This is a genomic window from Caldalkalibacillus mannanilyticus JCM 10596, from assembly GCF_000615945.1.
Lineage (GTDB): Bacteria > Bacillota > Bacilli > Caldalkalibacillales > JCM-10596 > Bacillus_AT > Bacillus_AT mannanilyticus.
This window is the reverse complement of record NZ_BAMO01000019.1, coordinates 1-20,302: the sequence shown is the minus strand read 5'-3', so window position 1 is coordinate 20,302 and position 20,302 is coordinate 1. Positions and strand designations below refer to the sequence as shown.

The window sequence follows — 20,302 nt, the reverse complement described above, 5'->3', positions numbered from 1 at the left end:
TAACACATCCACTTAAACGGATGTGTTTTTTTATACCCCAAAAAGGAGGTGAAGTGATGAATGAAGTTGTCCACTCAGAGATTATGATCCAAACTCGAAACCAAATTCTACACATGCTTTATGAAAATAGACCCCTTCGAGAGGTCCTAACCTTAATTCACGAAGCAGTTGAACAATGCTTTCCTGATGGAGCAGGGTCCATCGCCCTTCATCAAGAAGCAAGACAGCTTGCAGGAAGCGGAATAGTTCAAAATTTGACAAAAGACTCAAAAATCGATTCACTGAAGACAACTCCATTCCTTTGTTGGTCTCAGTCAATCCTTTCTCCTAAAGGAACACTTTTAGGTACATTTTCTCTCTACTCAAAGGAATGGCGCAGTCCCACACCGCAAGAGCTGGAGATCATTGATCAGTTCATTATAATCGCTTCCATCGCCATCGACTATAAGTGGAATGATGAAAAAATAGCCCTTATGATTCATTATGACTCGCTTACTGGGCTTCCAAATAGTACTTCCTTTTCTAAAAAAGTAAGCCAAGCTATATCCTTTGCCAAGCCAGATCAACGCAAGCTTGGTGTTATGTTTATTGACCTTAATCGGTTCTCTGTGATTAACAACCTCGTTGGATACAGCCGAGGGGATGATGTACTCAATATTGTTGCAGAGCGATTTAATCAATGTATCCCTTCCTCCTCAACCTTGGCTCGCTGGAATAGTGATAAATTTGTCTGCCTTATTCAAGGGACAAATGAAGAACAAATCCATGCAATTTCCAAACAATGTATAGATGCTCTAGCTACACCCATTCTTGTAGACGAGCATGAATTCGTTGTTTCTTCAAGCATAGGAATTAGCCTTTATCCAGACGCCGGAGAAAAAGCCGATCTATTAATTAAAAATGCAGAGATTGCCATGAAACATGCTAAAAAGGAGAGCAAGAGTACATATACAATCTACAATGCTTCGATGAACGACCAAATTTCTGATCAGCTCCTGATCGAGAAAGGATTACGGGAAGCTCTAAAACTAAACCAGTTCTTCCTCTGTTATCAGCCCCAAATTGATATCCTGACAAATGAAATTATCGGCATGGAAGCACTCATTCGTTGGAATCATCCAACAATGGGGATTGTTTCACCTGTACAATTTATTCCAATAGCAGAGGAAACCGGATTGATCATCCCTATTGGGGAATGGGTTATACGAACTGCATGTCAACAAATGCTGACTTGGCATGCCAAAGGGTATACCTCCCTGCGTCTTTCTGTTAATATCTCTGGCGTTCAGCTGCATCACTCTGATTTAGTACAATCGATTTCTAGTATCATTGAAGAATTGCAGTTTCCAGCTCAATCCCTTGTTCTAGAAGTCACGGAAAGTACATTGATGAACAACATTGAAAATACCAACTATCAGTTATCTGAGCTGAAAAAACTAGGTATAACTATCTCATTAGATGATTTTGGAACCTTATATTCTTCTCTCAACTATTTAAAAAATCTACCTTTGGATATTCTCAAAATTGACCGTTCTTTCATTCGAGATATCCTGTCCGATGAAAAAGACTTAGAAATTGTCAAAACAATTATTCAGCTTGGTCACAGTTTGAAAATGAAGGTTCTAGCAGAAGGTGTAGAAGATTATCAGCAATTTAAGATTCTACAAACTCAAAAATGTGATGAAGTACAAGGCTATTACTTTAGTAAACCACTCACGGTAAATGAAGTAGGTACTCGCTTTCTCTCCTCCAAAGAAATCGGTTATATCAAATAATGAGGGAAAGATAAGATCCTCAACAGTAAGAAAAACTCGGCTTTGCCGAGTCCTTTTTATTTTGGTGTTTTTATGAAGCTTAATCCCTCCAACTGACGGCAGGGGAATACCTATCCTCCATTCCAACGCTCATCGCTTAACTTCCATTTCGGACAGGTATTCCTGCCTAGCTTGTCCTCTCTAGGACATTCTAACAGATTTAATTCTTCTTGAATAAATTCCATAGTACCTAATGGTTTTAAAGTTTTCGTCAGGAATATGTCGAATTTTAGCACCATATTTTTTTACAAAATTGTCCCAATGGTTATTTTCGTCAAAAAAGATTTTTTCAGAATGTTTGTCTCCATAGTTTTATTAACAGAAAACTTAAAAAGGGATCTCTCGATCCCTAAAATCTTATACATTCTTATACGTTAAGAAAAGCTTCTATCGAAGCCCTTCCGAAGATGGCGTCTACACCTTCTTTAGAGGCAACTTTCACCGAAACTACATAAGTGTGCTTTCATTATTTGTTAGCATCTATACTTATTATTGATTCAGTGGTGTCATCGATGAGTACAGTTAACAGTAGGTGTTCTGCTGGGTTTTCCATATTTTCAAGTTGCACTTCCCATATGTTATCACCATAAGAAACATTCTTTATTGCTTTAAATTCATTATACTCATTCATCATTGCCTGAAGAGAAAGATTCAAAACCTCATCCTGCGCTAAATTAGTCTCTTTGTCTTTTTTCGGGTTAATCTTTTCTATTTTTTTTAATGTTGATTGAGCTGGATATGATTCATTAACATATTTGCTATGAGCAGCTTTTACTTTATCACCGATCTTTAAACTATGCACTGTCTTAAAAGTTGAGAAAAGCCAAATAGCGTCATATTGATTTACCTTACTATCGAATGAATCACTAACGACAAGTATTTTATCATTCTGAATATCAGTAACATAACCTTCAATAGACCACGAAGTAGATGTTTGTATTAAAACAAATAATACAAAGACTGCCCCAACTGCTAAAAGAGTGAATAATATAATCTTTTTACTCAATGCTCAAACCTCTCTTTAATCTAAAATATGCAGAAATTTATACTTAATCTTCTCTGTCCAGGCATAGGAATCCTTATACTCCCAGTATCTGTGACGACTATTGGTTGTATGAGCATTGACAAGGGGCATTCCCCTACGATCTTTCTTAACCACAATCGTATTGTGCTGCCATCTGCCATCTCCATTAAAATCATAACAGATCACGTCTCCAAGCTGAAGCTGATCTGCTGAAGACACTTCTTTTGCTCTTAAGCCAGATTGGCTCGTTGGTAAATACCAGCGCAATGAATGAGCTACCGCCCAGCTAAAACTCCAGTTCACAGGTTGTTCAAAGCGATACCACCAGCCTTTTGCTCGATCTGCCGAAAATTTCATTGGTGCTCCTCCAGCCCATAAGCATTGGGAAACATAATTTGTGCAATCTACTTCAAATTTTTTAAATTTAGGATTATAATCATTCCACCAACGCTCTGCGTAGCTGACTGCCTTAGAGCGCTGATACGGACTTCTCTCTACATCTGCTTGAAATGGAGTTTCTTCCAGTGGATCTACTAGTGCAGGCTGATCCAATAATCCGCTTCCTTCTGTTTCTACTAATTCATCCTCTACAATCCACCAGCCCTCTTCTTCTTTCATTAAACAATACCTATTTTCCACCCATTCCTGGGTAATCATCTCTGTTTCCTGCTGTAACTTCCACTGAATACCAACCTGATAAAACACTTTAAAATAAGGGATCTCAATAATACTTTTTAGGATACGCACTTTATTTTGGGAATGAACAACCAAAATATTTCTCTCTCGAAAATCCTGCTCCACTCTCTCCAGACGCTTTCTTTCAAGGCTTTGAATACGTTCAGTCAAGCTAGCAATTCCGGCACTAAGCTCATTCGATACATACTGCTTATTTCTTTCTTCTAGATAAAATTGAAACATCTCAAACCAAGGATTTTCCTTCACCCTGCTCCCTCCCTCAAATCAGACGATATACTTTCTTTTATGTTTAATACACTAGCTTCATGAAACAAATTTAGCGCTGATTTGACAAAAGAAGTGCTATTTCTTCGAAGGAAAACTCCTCGACTCCAGAGAAAATATCCAATAAGTCAAAATATTGTTCACATTGGGGGAGAGATAGATGAAACAAGCCATCAAGCAAGGTGCTATAAAGGAATTAAGAACTCAGATGTCCATTGGAGCCTATCAGCAATTTAAAGAGCTATGTCAACTCCAAGGAAAATCGGAAGATGAGATGATGCAACAGCTCATCCACTTATGTATTCAGCAATACGAAAGTGATGAAGCTTATCAATTTTATAAAAGCTTTACTAAACTGAACCGCCAAAAGAATCTCAACTTCTGCTCCATGAACCTTCCTTCTGAATTAGTCGAAAGTTCGAATAATGGGCACCCGTAGAAAGATATAGATCAGAAATAGAATTAAAGGAACAGCTCCTATAAGCATGACCGTACTTATGGGAAAACCGATCGCTAGAAAAAGAGAAGTAAGAGCATAAGAAACAGGAATCAGCCCCATCGAAGACATACTAACAATACTCATGACTCTTCCGATCATCTCTTTTTCTACGATGCTTTGAATAATCGCCATGATAGGAATATTACAGGCACTCATCATCGTTCCAATAAGAAAGAGAACAACGACACTTTGCCATAGCATGGTGGTTTGACTTAAGGCAAGATAGCACAAGGACATGATCCCTAATGTTATAATAGCAAAGAGCCCTCTTTTCTTTTGAATATTGATAACCCCGACGATCACAGCCCCTGTAAGCATCCCAAAAGCAAGCGCCCCCTCAAGGAAGCTAAAATCTAAAGTACTTCCATTCAAAATATTCTTCACAAAGAGAGGCAACCCCATCACCAAAGGACCTACTACAAATAGATTTAAAAAGATAGAGGCTAATAATAATGTCTTAAGAAATTCATGGCTTTTGACATACTTGATTCCCTCGATGAGAGACTTCATCATGCTGCCTTCTTGAGCATCCTCTGTTGTTTGGTTGGTTGGTTTCGCCTTAATCATATAGACCAACACCCCAGCAATCGTAAGAAGAATGGCAGTAGCTGAAAAAATCACCGTATAACCCAGCCAATGAATAATAAAACCTGCGATCATTGGACCCACAATCATCGAAAATTGGTTTGTCACCTGAACCAAAGAATTGGCTCTTGTTAACTGTTCCTTAGAAACAAGAGAAGGCAGAAGGCTCCACTAGCTGGCCAGAAAAAAGCGTCTAAGACACCAAAAACAAGAGCAAAACCAACAAATGTCCATAATGAAATCATATCGAGAACAAGCAGGACCACAAGTCCAACAATCAAAAGCGCTCGAGTCATATCTGAGATAAACATGATCAAGGAACGACTCATTCGATCTGCTATAACTCCACCAAGCGCCATAAATAAAAGTCTTGGAACGGATGCCGCAATAAAGATCAGACCCAAGGAAGCTTCTAGTTTAAGAACTTCAACAACATACCAAGATTGTGAGAACATAAAAAATGAAACACTTAAGCTTGAAAATAATCCTGCTATCCATAAGAATAGAAAATGCTTTTGTTTAAATAACGTAACTTCCTCTACCTCTACTATTTCTTTCTCTTTACCTATTGTTAATTCTGACATGATCAACGACCTCCGATTTCACTTTCGATTCTATCCCTAGTATAATCGCTGAGCTTAGTGAAGCTGAACAGCCATAAGCAGGGTGTTTTCTCCGTCTTAGGTCGGATATCTTTAGAAAGACGAATATTTAGACAAAAAAAGAACCACCAAATCTCTTGGCAGCTCAACTAGTGCTTTCATCTATGATTTTTTTCTATACATAGGCTAAGAGGGTTCCACCTACGACCCCCACAATCACAATCATCCACGGAGGAAGCTTCCAAAATACTAAAAGACCAAAAAGTCCTAAGGCTAAACCGAAATCATAGACTGACTTAATCGTATGTGTCCATAAAGGATGATAGAGCGCAGCCACTAAGATTCCCACTACCGCTGCATTTACTCCCATCAATGCCCCTTGAACTTTAGGGCTTTGACGAAGCAGATTCCAGAAGGGTAGTGTACCTATCACAAGTAGAAACGCAGGTAAAAAGATAGCAAAGGTAGCGAGTAAAGCTCCTGTCCAGCCTCCCATCATAGCACCTAAATAAGCAGCAAAGGTGAATAATGGACCTGGTACGGCTTGTGTTGCTCCATACCCTGCTAGAAAATCTTCTGCACTTACCCAGCCTGTAGGAACGACCTCTCTCTCTAATAAGGGAAGAACCACATGCCCCCCTCCAAAAACAAGAGAGCCTGAACGATAGAAGCTATCAAATACAGCAACCCACTCTATAGAAGTAGTTTCTCGTAAAAAGGGTAAAAGCAATAACAAACCGAAAAATAGGACTAAGCTACTTACCGCCAGCATTTTAGAAATGGGAATATGGAGCGCTGCCCGTTCTTCCTGTTGCCTGTTCGCAAATAGAAAATACCCAATGATACCTGCCAAAATAATCAGCAACACCTGAGTCAGAGCGGAAAACCACCATAATGTGATCAAAGTGGTCACAATGGCAATCGTTGCTCTGCTTCGATCGGGAGCCAGTTTTTGACCCATTCCCAATATCGCATGCCCGACGATCGCTACAGCCACTAGCTTCAAGCCTTGTATCCAGCCAGCATTCCCAATATCAAAACCTTGTAGGAGCAAAGCAAATAGAACAAGGGCAATCACAGAAGGAAGCGTAAATCCAATCCATGCCATGATTCCACCTAACAGCCCTGCTCTAATTACTCCAATCCCAATCCCTACCTGACTACTAGCAGGACCAGGGAGAAATTGACACAACGCCACTAAATCGGCATACCCTTTTTCATCCATCCACTGTCGACGCCTGACATATTCCTCGTGAAAATAACCTAGATGTGCAACAGGTCCGCCGAAGGAAGTAAGCCCCAAACGTGTGGAAACAATTAGTACTTCAAGTAAAGATTTGATTAACAACAGTTATCCATCCCTATAATCACTAATCCTTCCTCTTGAAAATCAAGTGTAATTTTCTTCGCCTCTGCAAGAACGCTCTCCTCAATCGCTACTGTAATTCCGTTAATCTCTTCAACAAGATCGCCCTCCATAGGATCTTCTGTAGACAAACCTAGCTTTGGTCCACCGCACCCCATACCATCTTGAAAGAGTCGAATTCCATTTGCTCCATATTCTTGTAAGGCGTCACTAATATATTTTTTCGCTTCATCTGTGATGACCATGTTAAACACTTCCTTTTACATTGATAGCCTTATTATATACAACAAGCCTGTTTTTTTCTAACCTTGTTGCTTATCGTCTTTTTTTAAGATCCTGTTTCCAAAAATCTTTCAATACGCTGCTTAATAGAATCCCGAACCGTACGGAAGCTCTCCATAATTTCCTCTTCCGTTCCAGTTGCCTTCGCCGGATCATCAAAGCCCCAGTGCCATTTGATTGCATTCTTGTTAAAGACTTGTGGGCAATGATCATCCGCATGACCACATAATGTAATAATATAGTCTGCTCGATTTAGTATTTCGGGATCAATTACATCCGAGGTATGGGAGGTAATATCTACTCCTACTTCTTTCATAATGCTTACCGCACGAGGATTTAAGCCATGCGCTTCAAGTCCAGCACTTAATACTTCATAGCGGTCTTCCCCTAACGCTTTCAAAAAACCATCCGCTATTTGACTTCGGCAAGAGTTCCCTGTACATAAAAAATAGACTGTTTTTTTAGCCATCTCAATCGACTCCTTTTTATTGTAAGATTGATAACCAGATATATAAGCCTAGTAAGGTAATAAGCAAGGTTGGCACCGTTAGAATGATCCCTACCTTAAAATAAGTTCCCCACGAGATATGCACTCCTTTTCGTGAAAGAACATGTAACCAAAGCAAAGTAGCTAGTGATCCGATAGGTGTGATTTTAGGTCCTAAATCAGATCCAATAACATTGGCATAGATCAAAGCTTCTCGAATGGCACCCTCTGTTGCGGTGGCTTCAATTGCTAACGCATTGATCATAACTGTAGGCATATTATTCATAATCGAGGATAAAATGGCGGCAATAAAGCCCATTCCTACTGTGGCTGCAAGAAGCCCTTGCTGAGCTGTCGCTTCAATAAGCTGCCCCAATAGATCGGTCAGCCCCACATTCCTCAAGCCAAAGACAACCACATACATTCCAATCGAAAAAACAACCACCGTCCATGGTGCTTCCTTGACAACTTTTCCCGTTTCAATGACACCACTCATTTTCGCTATAAGTAAAAAGATAATAGCAGCGATACCAGCCACAATCGAAACGGGAATCTCAAGTGGTTCACTGATCAAATAGCCAATAAGTAATATCCCCAAAATCACCCAAGACAAACGAAATAAGCGAATGCTCTTTAATGCTTCGTGTGGCTGCTTTAATTGGCTTACATCATAATTCTGAGGTATATCCTTTCTGAAAAACAAGAATAGAACGAGCAAGCTAGCCCCTAAGGAGAAAAAATTGGGTACAATCATTCGAGTCGCATATTCAACAAAGCCAATCCCAAAAAAATCAGCAGAAACGATGTTTACAAGGTTGCTGACCACAAGAGGAAGCGAGGTTGTATCCGCGATAAACCCACTCGCCATGATATAAGGAAAGATCATCTTATCGCTGAACTTGAGTGCTCTAACCTGAGCTAAAACAATGGGTGTCAAGATTAAAGCCGCCCCATCGTTGGCAAAAAAAGCAGATACCAAAGCGCCTAGTAGCACAACATAGACAAACATCAGTCTGCCATTTCCACGAGCTAAGCGTGCCATATGGAGGGCTGACCACTCAAAAAAGCCAATTTCATCTAAAATCAAGGAGATTAAGATGATGGCTACAAAGCTAATGTAGCATTCCAGACAATCTCCGTCACTGTCCACACATCTGAAAAACTGACGACGCCAAATAATAAAGCTAGCACTGCCCCACCCGTCGCTGACCATCCTATGGATAATCCGCGCGGTTGCCAAATGACAAAGAATAATGTAATCAAAAAAATAATAAACGCAATCCAAACCATCAATAGACCTCTCCTATTCGCATTGTACAATTAAACCTTTCTCTTCTAACTTCTTGATTTCATGTGATAAGTCCGGAAGCTGATTTAATTCGATTCCTACTTCCTGTAGCTTCGCTTGATTTAACGAATAATAAACCATTGCCTTTCTAGCTTCTGAGATAAGCCTACTGACTTGAGGCGACTCATATGCTTAGATACGGCAGGCTGAGAAATCTGAAAGATCGGAACCAATTCACAAACACAAAAGTCTCTAAGTTGTAATAATGCAATAATCCGAAGCCTAGTAGGATCACTCAAAGCCTTTAACAGATCGGCAAGCTTCTCAAATTCCATGCTGAATCCTCCTACCTTTCATTTCATTGAGTTAATATTTTCCCCTTTCTACATCATTTATTGGAAATTATAATATAACTATATAGTTATATCAATATATAAGATGCCGAATAAGAAAAGCTGATCTTCCCATGTCAATGACATCATTGAAAGATCAGCCTCACTCTACATACTTTACTATCAAAAATTCAATGAGCGGGATTTAGATTGATTTTAAAAAACGTCTGAATGCCTCTTGTCCTTTCTGATCTCTTTTAAACACTCCTGCATGCTCAAGAATGTTGACAAAGATGAGCCCTATTTCATGCTTTAAGATGTCCATCACATCGCTCTTATTTTTCAAGGAGAGATCTGAGTATTTTTCTTTTAAGCTGTTTACCCAAGGCATATGCTTACTGACCAGTTCGTCATCTTTAAGCTCGTCTTCTCTCTGATTATTGATCAGCATATCTGTTAATCGTTGTATTTCCTCTTTTAATCTACCAGGTAGTACAGCTAAACCCATGACCTCGATAAGCCCAATGTTTTCTTTCTTGATATGATGAACTTCTTCATGAGGATGAAAAAGCCCCATAGGATGTTCAGGTGTTGTCCGGTTATTTCGCAGCACTAAATCTAGTTCAAAAAGTTCCCCTTTTCTTCTAGCAATAGGAGTAATCGTATTATGGGGAGTATCTCCACTATGTGAGAGAATATCTACACTCTCATCACTATATCCTTTCCAAGCCTCTAAGACATCGTTAGCCAATTCGACAAGCGGTTCAAAGCGCTTTGCTTGAAGCCGAAGGACGGACATGGGCCATTTAACAATTCCTGCGCGAACCTCCTCATATCCTGCAAAACGATGTTCTGCTTCCATCTCTGCCGTAGCCATAGGGAAAATATGCTTTCCCCCTTGAAAATGATCATGACTTAAGATCGATCCCCCTACAATGGGAAGATCCGCATTGGAGCCCAGGAAGTAATGAGGGAACTGATCCGTGAACCTTACTAAGCGGTCAAACGTTTTTTTCGTAATTTGCATAGGAAGATGTTCATCTAAAAATACAATAGCATGTTCATGGTAATAGACATAGGGAGAAAATTGAAGGTGCCAGCATTCCTTTCCAAGCTGTAAAGGAATGGTACGCAAATTCTGACGTGCAGGATGATTAACGCGTCCAGCATAACCAACATTTTCTCTACATAATAAGCAATTTGGATATGAACTCTGCTTCATAAATTTGGCAGCCGCAATTGCTTTAGGATCTTTTTCCGGTTTAGATAAATTAATCGTCATTTCCATATCGCCGTATTCCGTCGAAACAATCCAGTGTTCATTTTTAGCAATCCGATCTGTCCTTATATAGTGTGAATACATAGATAGATCATATAGGTACTTTGTTGCAGCATCCGCCCCTTCTTCTTGATATATTTGTTGAAATGTGCGGAGGATTTCAGAAGGTTTGGATACCAGACAACCCATGATCTTGGTATCCAGTAAGTCTCGATAGGTTACCGTATTCTCTTCTAAGCGATCATTCTCTGCTGCCCAATCTAGCATTCGTTCTAATATGGTAACAGGTGATTCTAGCTCTTCAGCTCCAACCTCTACTGGGAGAAATTCATCTAATTGTAGGACGGCTAGAAGCGCATTTCTCGTATAGTCCATATCCTCTGTTTCGATTAATCTTTTTTTTAGACCAAATTGTAAAAGACGTTCGATTTCTTCATAAATATTAATGTTTAGGTTATTTATTTTCACGGTCATTTGCATCACCTCTCCATTCCATTCCTCTGACACTCTTACTTGGTAAATCCAGCGGGATGAGCCTTATGCCATTTCCAAGCACTTTCAATGATCTGTTCTAAGGCAGCATAGCGTGGCTGCCAGCCCAGCTCTTGCACCGCCTTAAGTGAAGAAGCCACTAACTGAGCCGGATCTCCTGCTCTTCGCGGAGCGATCTCTGCCGGAATAGCTGTACCTGTCACTCTTCTCGCGGTTTCGATCACTTCATGAACAGAAAAGCCATTACCATTCCCTAAGTTATAGATTGTGCTTTCTCCCCCTTTTCTTAGCTTCTCTAAAGCAAGGAGATGGCACTTACCAAATCAGTGACATGAATGTAATCTCGGATACATGTCCCGTCATGAGTATCATAATCATTCCCATAGATCATGATCTTCTCACGATTGCCTAAAGCAACCTGAAGAACAAGAGGAATTAAGTGTGTTTCAGGAATGTGATCTTCCCCAATCTCCTCTGTCATATGTGCTCCTGCAACGTTAAAATAACGTAAAATAATATGTTTTATTCCATAAGCCTGCTCCGACCATTTCAACATATTTTCAATCGCCCGCTTTGTTTCACCATAGGGTTGGTGGGCTCCGTTCGATCCGTTTCTAGAATAGGAATACGTTCTGGTTCACCGTAGACAGCTGCCGTGGAGGAAAATACAATTTTATCCACCTTGTGTTTTTTCATGGCTTTTAACAAACATAATGTGCCATAGACATTGTTTTCATAATAGGCTAGAGGCTCAAGCACACTTTCTCCCACAAGAGAGTCCGCAGCAAAATGAATGACGGATTCGATCTTATGTGCAGAAAAAAGATCGTCCAAAAATTCAGCATGACGTAAATCTCCGATATAGAGCTTAGCTCCTTTTGCTACCGCCTCTTCGTGCCCTGTCTGGAGATTATCCACAACAATCACTTCTTCCCCTTGAGCCAGCAGATCTGCCACCGCATGGCTTCCTATATATCCCGCACCTCCACATACTAATACAGACATGATTTCTCCTCCTTTACTAATCCTGTAGTAACTCCCTAGCTCCATCACCGATTTCTACTCTATAAAAAGCTGCTTCTAATCCACTTGCTTGGCGATACACCTTTCCTACATCCTGAATAAAGCTCTCAACCTTGTCACTCTCCACCAAGGAAACTGTACATCCACCAAAGCCAGCTCCAGTCATTCGTGAGCCTAGAACCCCTTCTTGCGCCCACGCCGCTTGAACAAGAGCATCAAGCTCTGCCCCCGTTACTTCATATAGATCCCGCAGTGAACGGTGAGACTCATTCATTAGGTGACCAAAGCCATGGAGATCTCCAGCCTGTAATTTTTCTACGGCTTCAATGGTACGCTGGTTTTCGTATACAGCATGTTCAGCACGTCGACGATTCGTTTCATTCTGGATCAGATGCTTATATTTTTCAAATTCTTGAGGGCTTACATCTCCGAGCGAATGAATATGGATCACAGCTTGCAGTTGTTCTAGAGCACTTCTACACTCAAATCGGCGCTCATTATATTTTGAATCCGCCAAGCCCCTTCTTTTATTAGAATTAGCAATCACAAGGGTCACTTGCTCTAAAGCAATCGGACTATACGTATACCTCAAGGTTTCGCAATCGAGGAGGAGCGCATGGTCTTTCTTCCCGAAGCCTATAGCAAATTGATCCATAATCCCACAGCTAACTCCGATGAACTCATTTTCAGCACGTTGACACATTTTGACCATCTCCATCATCTCTAGTTGGAGATCGTACAAATGGTTTAATAAAACCGCTGTAACAAGCTCGATGGAGGCTGAAGAAGACAAGCCTGCACCATTTGGAATATTGCCGCAAAATAAGACGTCAAATCCCTGCTTAATCTCTAGCTTATAATCCTGAAAGATCTTGACCACACCTAGTGGATAATTCGCCCACTGATGTTCAGGTGTGAATCTCAAGTTCGTGGTGCTGGTTTCGATCATACCTTCTGTATCAAAATTAGTAGAAAATAATTTTATCTTGGTATCCTTCCTTTTTCTGACCAACGCATAAGTACCTAAGCTGAGGGCACAAGGAAAGACATGCCCTCCATTATAATCTGTATGCTCACCAATTAAGTTCACACGTCCAGGTGCAAAAAAATGGCGTGGTTCCTCTCCTTGTCCAAAGAGCTCTGCAAATTGTCTGCGTAATTGTTCTTGCATGTCCCTTCACCCTTTTCTTTCCGAACCTTTTTCTCTTCTGATTCTAACGATCTATTCTCTCTAACGTTGAACCGCATTTAATTTAAAGATTTGTGAAGTGAAATCCCCATACTGCTCTTCAGGAAAAAGAGGACTCGCCCCAGAAAATTCGTTATTTAATTGCAGCCCTACATTCATTAGTTCATCTCCGTAATACGTCCCTTCCATGCCCTCAATATGATATTCACATTCCTGATTTAAACCTTCTAAACGTAAGGATCTAAAGCCAGGATTCACTCTGGCCAACACTTGATAATATCCTACCAGTGCTTCCGTTTTATCTTCTGAAACCACCATCCAGCTCGTTACATTTCCATCTCCATCAAAAGGGCTTCGAAGTCGGTAGAAAGTGCCATGTAAAATCAGTTCACGCGTATCTTTATAAAAGGCAATCTGTTTTTTGACGGTATCCTTTTCCTCCTCCGTCATTTCATCTACATTTAACTCATAACCAAACACTCCGAAGTAGGCTACATTCCCTCTTGTATCTAAGCTCGTTGTACGTCTTACCTGATGATTCGGCACCGCAGATACATGAGCCCCTATCGAGCTAAGAGGATAAACAACTGAAGTACCATATTGAATTTTTAAGCGCTCAATGGCATCTGTGTCATCACTTGTCCAGGTCTGTGGAGCGTAATGAAGCATTCCCGGATCAAAACGGCATCCCCCACTGGCACATGATTCAAATAAAACATGCGGAAAGGCAGTCGTTAAACGATGATAGAGATCATATACTCCTAGCATATAACGATGAGCTACCTCACTTTGACGCTCAGCAGGCAACGTGTATGAGCCAATCTCTGTCATATACCGATTCATATCCCATTTCACATAAGAAATCGGAGCTTCACGTAAAACAGCAGACATGCTTTCAAAGATATAATCCACAACCTCAGCTCTAGAAAAATCTAAAACATATTGGTTTCTACCATGAGATTGATGTCGACCTACTGTATGAATAATCCAATCTGGATGCTCTTCATATAGCTTACTGATCTTGGACACCATTTCCGGTTCAAACCATAATCCAAAAGCTAACCCCATTTCCGTGATTTTATTGGCTAGCCCTGTTATGCCATTAGGCAGTTTTTCTTTATCCACGAACCAATCTCCCAGTGAAGTAGTATCATCATCTCGCTTTCCAAACCAGCCATCATCAAGCACGAAAAGCTCCACACCTAATTCTTTCGCTGACTTAGCAATAGTGAGAATGCTTTCTTCATTAAAATCAAAGTAAGTAGCTTCCCAGTTATTGATTAATACGGGGCGCACTTTATCTCGCCATTCTCCCTTGACCAAACGTTTTTTATATAACTGATGAAATGTCTGACTCATTCCATTTAAGCCTGTATTGGAATAAACAAAAGTCACTTCTGGCGTTTGGAAGCTTTCTCCCGGCTCAAGCAGCCAGCTAAAGTCAAAAGGATGAATCCCCATAGAGATACGGCTAACATCATAATGATCCACTTCGACTTGAGCTAAGAAATTCCCACTGTAAACCAAGCTAAAACCATAAACTTCACCTTGAGTTTCCGTGGTATCAGGTCGTTTTAAGGCAAGGAATGGGTTCTGCTGGCTGCTGCTCGTTCCTCGTGTACTTGTAATACTATGAATACCTGGCTCTAGCTTTCTTTTTTTAATATGTCGCTCTCTAGACCAAGCACCTGAGAGATGTAACATCTCGTAATTTGCATCTGGGAAGTCAACACTAGCACTTAAAGCTCGGTTTAATTGAAGCTTTTGAGTCCCGTGGTTGATATATTCTGCACTTCTTGCAAGCACATTCATCTCTTCAAAAATAGTGTAATAAAGCTTAATCTCTGCATTCAGCCATTGATCATATAAGGATATTTCCAATGTAGTGGCTTCCTCTGGCTGTTCGACATAAGTCGCTGGTAGCCCCTTTAGTTCAGGTTTTCCTGCATAAATCGCATGACTGCTATATTCAAAATGAGTCGTTCGACTCCCATTTTCCTGTAGAATATGAAAAGCTGGCTCTCGATAATCCGTAGTTCCATATGACGGAAACTCTTGTTTAATATTCTCTAACGAAAATTTCTGATCTCCTTCAAAGACACAAGCAAGACCCGCTCGTTGCTGAAGCTTGAATAAATGAGAAAATGATTCCCTGTGACTTATTTTTGAACCGTAATATAAATGACCTAATTGATTATTTTCGAGGACCTTAAAAATATAGCTGATCCCTTTTGATTGCAGGTGAAACTCTTTTGTTGTTTTGTTGAAATAAATTGGCATCTCCAATCATCTCCTACTCTCTCTTTATTGTTCTATATTGTTATTTGCTTAAGGCTTCTGTTCGTTTATGCAGCCTTCCTATTACTTAATAGCGCCTGAAGATAAACCAGCAATAAAGTATTTCTGTAAGAATAAAAATAAAATGGTCATCGGCAGCATCGCCAATAGGGCGGCAGCGGCAACGAGATGTAAATTGTTTTGACTTTGTGAGAAAAAGCTTGATAAGGCAACGGTTAAAGTATGCACCTCTTTATTCTGGAGGAAAAAGATAGCAAACTGAAAATCGTTCCAAATAAAGACACATGCAATGATCAGAATGGAAGCTGTGACTGGCTTCAACAATGGAAACACAATTCGATAAAAAATCCCCAGTGTACTGCAACCATCAATCTTCGCTGCCTCCTCTAGCTCCTTTGGTATGGAGGATCGAATAAAACCGGCGTATAAGAAGATGGTAAGGGGGATAAATCCAGCTACATTGTTTAATACTGCAATGGTTCTTGTGTTCATCATTCCCATACTCACAACCATTTTGTATAAAGAAACTAATGCCAATAAAGGCGGAATAACCATAATGACAACAAAGAGAACCATGACAAATTGATTCAGTTTTGTCTTACGGCGAGCAAGTGGGTACGCTGCCAATGACCCAAAAACAATAAGCAGGAGGGCAGAACAAGCTGTGATGATCATGGAGTTCGTAAAGGCATTTCCTAAGTTTGCCTTCTCCCAAGCAAATACAAAGTTTTCAAGGGTAAAATAGTTTGGAAAAACCCATTTGGAGCTAAAATCACTTCTTATTTTCAAAGATGTTGTCAGCAGAATATAAAAGGGAATAAAATGAAACATCATAATGAGGAGAGCAACAACGGTTAGCCCTATGTTCTTTTTACTTAGAGAATGATTCATTACGCTTCAACCTCCTTGCGTTTAAAGTAAAGAAAGGCAGCTACGCTGAAAATAAAGATGATAAAAGCCATGAATACCCCTTGGGTCGCTGCATAACCTGCGTCTTGTCGTTTGAAGTAGAGATCAAACATAAACGTCGACATCGATTGGGATGCGTTCCCTGGACCTCCTCCAGTAAGGGCAATAATCACATCAAATAATTTCAGTCCTCCGATGATGTTTAAGACGATGTTAATCGTAATGGAAGGCATCAGCAATGGAATGGTAATGTTCTTAAATTGTTGCCAACTGGAGGCACCATCTAGATTAGAGGCTTCATAATAATCTTTAGAAATGCTTTGTAGTCCCGCCAAGTAAATAATCATCGCAATACCAACAAACTGATACGTATTGACAAATACAATAATATAAGGGTTTAAGTTTGGATTTCCCAATAGATTGGACCGTTCAAAGCCTAGGAACATTAGCACATCATTGAGAGCTCCGCCATGGTAAGCAAAAACAAAATACCAGATATATCCCATGATTAAAGGGCTTATGATAACTGGGAGATAGATAATTGTACGTGTTAAAGTACGCATTTTAATACTTTGGTTCAGGAGTAGTGCATAACCTAAGCCGATCACATTTTGTAAAATTGTACTTCCAACACCGTAAAGTAGCGTGTTTTTAACGACAACCCAGGTAATAGGATCGCTAAACATTCGACTATATTGATCAAAACCCACCCAATCTGAAGACTGAGAAAATCCATTCCAGTTTGTGAATGAAAGGATGATTCCATTTAGAAAGGGGTAGATGATGAACAGAATGATCATAATCAAGGCAGGCAGATACATCCATACCAATGAGTCCTTTAACGTGGTGACCACTTTATTCTTCTTATAGGGACGGCTCTGTTGTTCTTTCTGAAGCCCTACATTCATTCTTCTCAACTCCTAATACGTGCTTCTTTTTTTGTAGAGCAGGCGCTTGCCTGCTCTACCCATAAGCATCGATTATTGCGCTCTTAAGCGATGGTATTCATCATTCATAATCTTCGATACCCCTTCTGGAGTAAGCGCACCAGCTAATAATTCAGCAGCCGTGTTGATCATGACATCCCACATTCCACTTGGTAAGTACACACGGTCAAAGTAGGGTTGAACTTCAATATCGCTATATTTTTTGAAATAATCTGAAAAATAATTGTCTGCTTCGACATTCGTTAAAGCGGCTGGGAGTGATGTAGCTTCAGCCATTTTCTTAGCGTTCTCTGGTTGAGTCATAAATTCAATAAATTGTTTTGCTTCTTCTTTATACTTGGAATTTTTTGAAACAGATAATGTAAATCGTTCGCCACCAATCCAGCTTGGACGATCTCCCTCATGGATAGCAGGTACTGGCACAATTCCCACTCGGCGATCAGGATTCACCTTGGACGTTTCTGTTCCGATCGCTCCACCTACGAAAGTAAAACCTACTTTTCCTTGTGCCATCAAATCAACCGCTTGAGAGCTTCTTGCCGTAAGAACATCTGGATTGATTAGCTTTTTCTCATACATTTCTTTTAGCTTTTCTGGTAAATAGGTATAATTCGACCAATCAAAAGTTCCTGCAAGCAACTCATCTCCGAAGGCATTTTCGCTATCTGTAATAAGTAATGGAGTCGCCATTTGATCTAAGAACTGAGCTAAAGCACCACTATCCCTGCCCCGAACCATAGCGGAACCACTTCCCCATTGCTCTTTTCTTTAATCACTTCAAGTGCCGTGATAAACTCATCAAATGTTGTTGGAGGCTCAATTCCATACTCTTCCAACAAATTGGCATTATAGGTCATGCCATCTTTTGCTTGATTCAATGGATACGTATATACTTTTCCATCTTCATCCTTTACGATCAGGTCTAATGCAGGATCAAGATTTTTGACCCACTCCATATCCTTTAGATCCTCAACATATTCACCGTAGCGAATCTTAGACCAGCCATGTGTATCAAATAGGTCAGGCATATCATTTGCCGCCATTTTGACACGCATTAACTCCTCATAGCTTCCTCCTGGAAAGTTAGCGTCTATTTTAATATGTGAATGTTGAGCCTCGAATTCAGCAATGATATTTTCGAGTACTTCTTTTTCTAAGTCACCGCCCATTGTCGTGAAAAGAGTGAGTGTTACCTGTTGTTTCGAATCCCCTTTTCCTTCTGAATCGTTAGTGGAAGAGCTATCAGATGTACCCCCATTTGAACAAGCCGTCATAAATAATAATGAAAAGATAAGTAGCACAACAACATATAGATTTTTCTTCATTTGTTTTCCCCCTCGTACTTGTTAGAAATTTTCCACATCATTCCTTTGGATAACCTCAAAAAATATGCTATGATAAATATCTAGCTTTTTTAGGGTGATATTGCACACTGGACTCATTTTGCACCGCCAAGGCAAATGCAGTGTCATATATCACTCTTTTCTTTTTTAAGGATTCCACTGATCCTTACCTCTTGCGATATTCCCTGAACTGTCCTACCATGGTTGACCTCGATTTCATCACCTCCTTTACCGGCTATATCTGTCTTCCCATGCTACTATGAAGAAGCCCCTGCCCCTACACTCTCCTATCTTTTCGGAATACTACTTTCTCTCATGACCAGCTTAGTTGGGCATATCACTTTCAAAGGAAGGGTTCTTCCCTCAAGTCGATCTAGTAATAATTTGACCGCCGTTTCCCCCATTTTTTCTGTATATACCTTTACGGTCGTTAACGGAGGATTCATAAAGCTTGCCATCTCAATATCATTAAAGCTAACGATAGAAACATCCTCTGGAACCCGAATCTCTACTTCTTTTAATGCCCGTATGGCCCCAATCGCCATGGTGTCACTTCCAACAAAGAAGGCATCAGGCAAATTTCCCGTTGTAATAGCTTCTTTCATCAATTCATATCCTTGCTGCAAAGTATATTCATCACTCACGTACAGCACTGTAGAATCGAATAACCCTTCTTCCTTCAAGACTTTTTCATATGTCGTCAATCTCTGATCCTCTATAACCAATCCCTTTCCTTCTTGATAAACTTTTTCTTGTCCTCCAATGTACCCTATTCTCTTATGCCCTTGTTGAATCAAATGATATAATGCTTTTTTCGTTGCCTTTTCAAAATCAATTACCACTGAATCATACATTTCTTCATCTGGAGAATGATTAACAAATACGACGTTATCTAATTGACTTCGAAGTTTCTTGATATCATCAATACTCACTCTGCCAACAACAATCACTCCATCCAGTTCATTATCACGCAGGTTCATACTGTCATGATTTAATCTAATTAATTTGTTAGTAAAAATCCCTCGAGCCGAGCACTCATTTTCTACTCCTTTTCGAATAGAAGCAAAATAAGGATCATCCACCTCCTCTTCAGGAGATTGCCAAGATACAATTCCTATAAATGGAGTCTTTTCGTCTTTTTTTCCTTGACGTTTCCGATTGATAGAATAGTTTAATTCCTCCGCAATATCTAAAATACGTTTTCTCGTTTCCTCTGCGACGGAAAGCGTTTTATCATTATTTAGAACCCTTGATACTGTTCCACTTGATACATTGGCTAATTGAGCTATTTCCTTTATTGTTGCCATAACGAACCCTCACGATCTTTATCTATCTTTTTAGTAAATTTTAATATGTTTTTTACTAAAATTTTATCAACAAATTCATCATAACATATAATAATAACGCTTACAATTCTAAATTTAGTGACAAAATTGTTTCTACATGTTCTTTTTATCGATAAACATCACTATATTACAAGGGAACTTTACTTTTTTTATCAATATTTTTAGTAAACTTTTTATTTTGTTTAGTTACATAAACAGAATTTCTAAAACAGACCCTATACAAAAAAGAGCCTATCC

16 protein-coding genes and 3 pseudogenes are annotated in these 20,302 nt (G+C 39.8%); 2 read left to right on the top strand and 17 right to left on the bottom strand.

Annotated features, from left to right (window positions below):
• The first annotated feature begins 56 nt into the window (after nucleotides 1-56).
• The gene (locus JCM10596_RS29160) at nucleotides 57-1,775 is read left to right on the top strand and encodes a putative bifunctional diguanylate cyclase/phosphodiesterase (protein WP_025027270.1); all 1,719 of its coding nucleotides are present in this window, start codon (nucleotides 57-59) and stop codon (nucleotides 1,773-1,775) included.
• 505 nt (nucleotides 1,776-2,280) lie between these two features.
• On the opposite strand, the gene JCM10596_RS11580 is transcribed toward JCM10596_RS29160, so the two are convergent.
• Nucleotides 2,281-2,820: a DUF3221 domain-containing protein gene (locus JCM10596_RS11580; RefSeq protein ID WP_025027269.1), complete on the bottom strand. Its 540-nt coding sequence runs from the start codon at nucleotides 2,818-2,820 to the stop codon at nucleotides 2,281-2,283.
• A 15-nt stretch (nucleotides 2,821-2,835) separates the two neighbouring features.
• Nucleotides 2,836-3,780, bottom strand: a complete 945-nt coding sequence (locus tag JCM10596_RS11575; protein ID WP_025027268.1) for an amidase domain-containing protein — start codon at nucleotides 3,778-3,780, stop codon at nucleotides 2,836-2,838.
• 178 nt (nucleotides 3,781-3,958) lie between these two features.
• Between JCM10596_RS11575 and JCM10596_RS11570 the strand changes: the two genes are divergently transcribed.
• The gene (locus JCM10596_RS11570; protein ID WP_025027267.1) at nucleotides 3,959-4,237 is read left to right on the top strand and encodes a hypothetical protein; all 279 of its coding nucleotides are present in this window, start codon (nucleotides 3,959-3,961) and stop codon (nucleotides 4,235-4,237) included.
• On the opposite strand, the gene JCM10596_RS30815 is transcribed toward JCM10596_RS11570, so the two are convergent.
• The 15 genes and pseudogenes from JCM10596_RS30815 to JCM10596_RS11500 all read right to left on the bottom strand — a co-directional run bounded on the left by JCM10596_RS30815 (nucleotide 4,205) and on the right by JCM10596_RS11500 (nucleotide 20,026).
• The gene (locus JCM10596_RS30815) at nucleotides 4,205-4,990 is read right to left on the bottom strand and encodes an MFS transporter (RefSeq protein WP_267879697.1); all 786 of its coding nucleotides are present in this window, start codon (nucleotides 4,988-4,990) and stop codon (nucleotides 4,205-4,207) included. The two genes, JCM10596_RS11570 and JCM10596_RS30815, sit on opposite strands and share 33 nt — an antisense overlap.
• Nucleotides 4,991-5,013: 23 nt before the next feature.
• Nucleotides 5,014-5,466, bottom strand: coding sequence for an MFS transporter (locus JCM10596_RS30810; protein WP_267879694.1), 453 nt, complete (start codon nucleotides 5,464-5,466; stop codon nucleotides 5,014-5,016).
• A 193-nt stretch (nucleotides 5,467-5,659) separates the two neighbouring features.
• Complete coding sequence (locus tag JCM10596_RS11560; RefSeq protein WP_034681230.1) at nucleotides 5,660-6,826, bottom strand: chromate transporter; 1,167 nt, start codon at nucleotides 6,824-6,826, stop codon at nucleotides 5,660-5,662.
• Nucleotides 6,826-7,095 (bottom strand): hypothetical protein, encoded by a 270-nt coding sequence (locus JCM10596_RS11555; RefSeq protein ID WP_025027265.1) that lies wholly within the window; start codon nucleotides 7,093-7,095, stop codon nucleotides 6,826-6,828. Before JCM10596_RS11555 ends, JCM10596_RS11560 begins: the two co-directional genes overlap by 1 nt.
• A gap of 83 nt (nucleotides 7,096-7,178) precedes the next feature.
• On the bottom strand, nucleotides 7,179-7,601 hold the full coding sequence (gene arsC, locus JCM10596_RS11550) for an arsenate reductase (thioredoxin) (protein ID WP_025027264.1): 423 nt from the start codon (nucleotides 7,599-7,601) through the stop codon (nucleotides 7,179-7,181).
• Nucleotides 7,602-7,617: 16 nt separating this feature from the next.
• Nucleotides 7,618-8,909, bottom strand: a pseudogene (locus JCM10596_RS25185) (arsenic transporter).
• A 120-nt stretch (nucleotides 8,910-9,029) separates the two neighbouring features.
• Nucleotides 9,030-9,242, bottom strand: coding sequence for an ArsR/SmtB family transcription factor (locus JCM10596_RS25180; RefSeq protein ID WP_369345628.1), 213 nt, complete (start codon nucleotides 9,240-9,242; stop codon nucleotides 9,030-9,032).
• A gap of 202 nt (nucleotides 9,243-9,444) precedes the next feature.
• The gene (gene galT / locus JCM10596_RS11535) at nucleotides 9,445-10,992 is read right to left on the bottom strand and encodes a UDP-glucose--hexose-1-phosphate uridylyltransferase (RefSeq protein ID WP_034681228.1); all 1,548 of its coding nucleotides are present in this window, start codon (nucleotides 10,990-10,992) and stop codon (nucleotides 9,445-9,447) included.
• A 35-nt stretch (nucleotides 10,993-11,027) separates the two neighbouring features.
• Nucleotides 11,028-12,015 (bottom strand): annotated as a pseudogene (gene galE / locus JCM10596_RS25175) (UDP-glucose 4-epimerase GalE).
• A gap of 16 nt (nucleotides 12,016-12,031) precedes the next feature.
• Nucleotides 12,032-13,204 carry a galactokinase gene (locus tag JCM10596_RS11525; protein WP_025027262.1) on the bottom strand — a complete coding sequence of 391 codons (1,173 nt, stop codon included), beginning with the start codon at nucleotides 13,202-13,204 and terminating at the stop codon, nucleotides 12,032-12,034.
• A gap of 60 nt (nucleotides 13,205-13,264) precedes the next feature.
• Entirely contained in the window at nucleotides 13,265-15,502 is a 2,238-nt protein-coding gene (locus tag JCM10596_RS11520) for an alpha-galactosidase (RefSeq protein ID WP_025027261.1), read from the bottom strand.
• An 81-nt stretch (nucleotides 15,503-15,583) separates the two neighbouring features.
• Nucleotides 15,584-16,411: a carbohydrate ABC transporter permease gene (locus JCM10596_RS11515; protein ID WP_025027260.1), complete on the bottom strand. Its 828-nt coding sequence runs from the start codon at nucleotides 16,409-16,411 to the stop codon at nucleotides 15,584-15,586.
• Complete coding sequence (locus JCM10596_RS11510) at nucleotides 16,411-17,250, bottom strand: carbohydrate ABC transporter permease (RefSeq protein ID WP_304502752.1); 840 nt, start codon at nucleotides 17,248-17,250, stop codon at nucleotides 16,411-16,413. Before JCM10596_RS11510 ends, JCM10596_RS11515 begins: the two co-directional genes overlap by 1 nt.
• A gap of 159 nt (nucleotides 17,251-17,409) precedes the next feature.
• Nucleotides 17,410-18,701: pseudogene (locus JCM10596_RS25170) on the bottom strand (ABC transporter substrate-binding protein).
• A 305-nt stretch (nucleotides 18,702-19,006) separates the two neighbouring features.
• Nucleotides 19,007-20,026: a LacI family DNA-binding transcriptional regulator gene (locus JCM10596_RS11500; protein WP_025027258.1), complete on the bottom strand. Its 1,020-nt coding sequence runs from the start codon at nucleotides 20,024-20,026 to the stop codon at nucleotides 19,007-19,009.
• Nucleotides 20,027-20,302 lie beyond the last annotated feature (276 nt).

Coding starts and splice junctions, on each gene's coding strand:
- JCM10596_RS11570 (WP_025027267.1), top strand. CDS start 3,959: ATGAAACAAGCCATCAAGCAAGGTGCTATAAAGGAATTAAGAACTCAG.
- galT (WP_034681228.1), bottom strand. CDS start 10,992: ATGACCGTGAAAATAAATAACCTAAACATTAATATTTATGAAGAAATC.
- JCM10596_RS11515 (WP_025027260.1), bottom strand. CDS start 16,411: ATGAATCATTCTCTAAGTAAAAAGAACATAGGGCTAACCGTTGTTGCT.
- JCM10596_RS25180 (WP_369345628.1), bottom strand. CDS start 9,242: ATGGAATTTGAGAAGCTTGCCGATCTGTTAAAGGCTTTGAGTGATCCT.
- JCM10596_RS11510 (WP_304502752.1), bottom strand. CDS start 17,250: ATGTATCTGCCTGCCTTGATTATGATCATTCTGTTCATCATCTACCCC.
- JCM10596_RS29160 (WP_025027270.1), top strand. CDS start 57: ATGAATGAAGTTGTCCACTCAGAGATTATGATCCAAACTCGAAACCAA.
- JCM10596_RS30810 (WP_267879694.1), bottom strand. CDS start 5,466: ATGTCAGAATTAACAATAGGTAAAGAGAAAGAAATAGTAGAGGTAGAG.
- JCM10596_RS11520 (WP_025027261.1), bottom strand. CDS start 15,502: ATGCCAATTTATTTCAACAAAACAACAAAAGAGTTTCACCTGCAATCA.
- JCM10596_RS11500 (WP_025027258.1), bottom strand. CDS start 20,026: ATGGCAACAATAAAGGAAATAGCTCAATTAGCCAATGTATCAAGTGGA.
- JCM10596_RS11555 (WP_025027265.1), bottom strand. CDS start 7,095: ATGGTCATCACAGATGAAGCGAAAAAATATATTAGTGACGCCTTACAA.
- arsC (WP_025027264.1), bottom strand. CDS start 7,601: ATGGCTAAAAAAACAGTCTATTTTTTATGTACAGGGAACTCTTGCCGA.
- JCM10596_RS11525 (WP_025027262.1), bottom strand. CDS start 13,204: ATGCAAGAACAATTACGCAGACAATTTGCAGAGCTCTTTGGACAAGGA.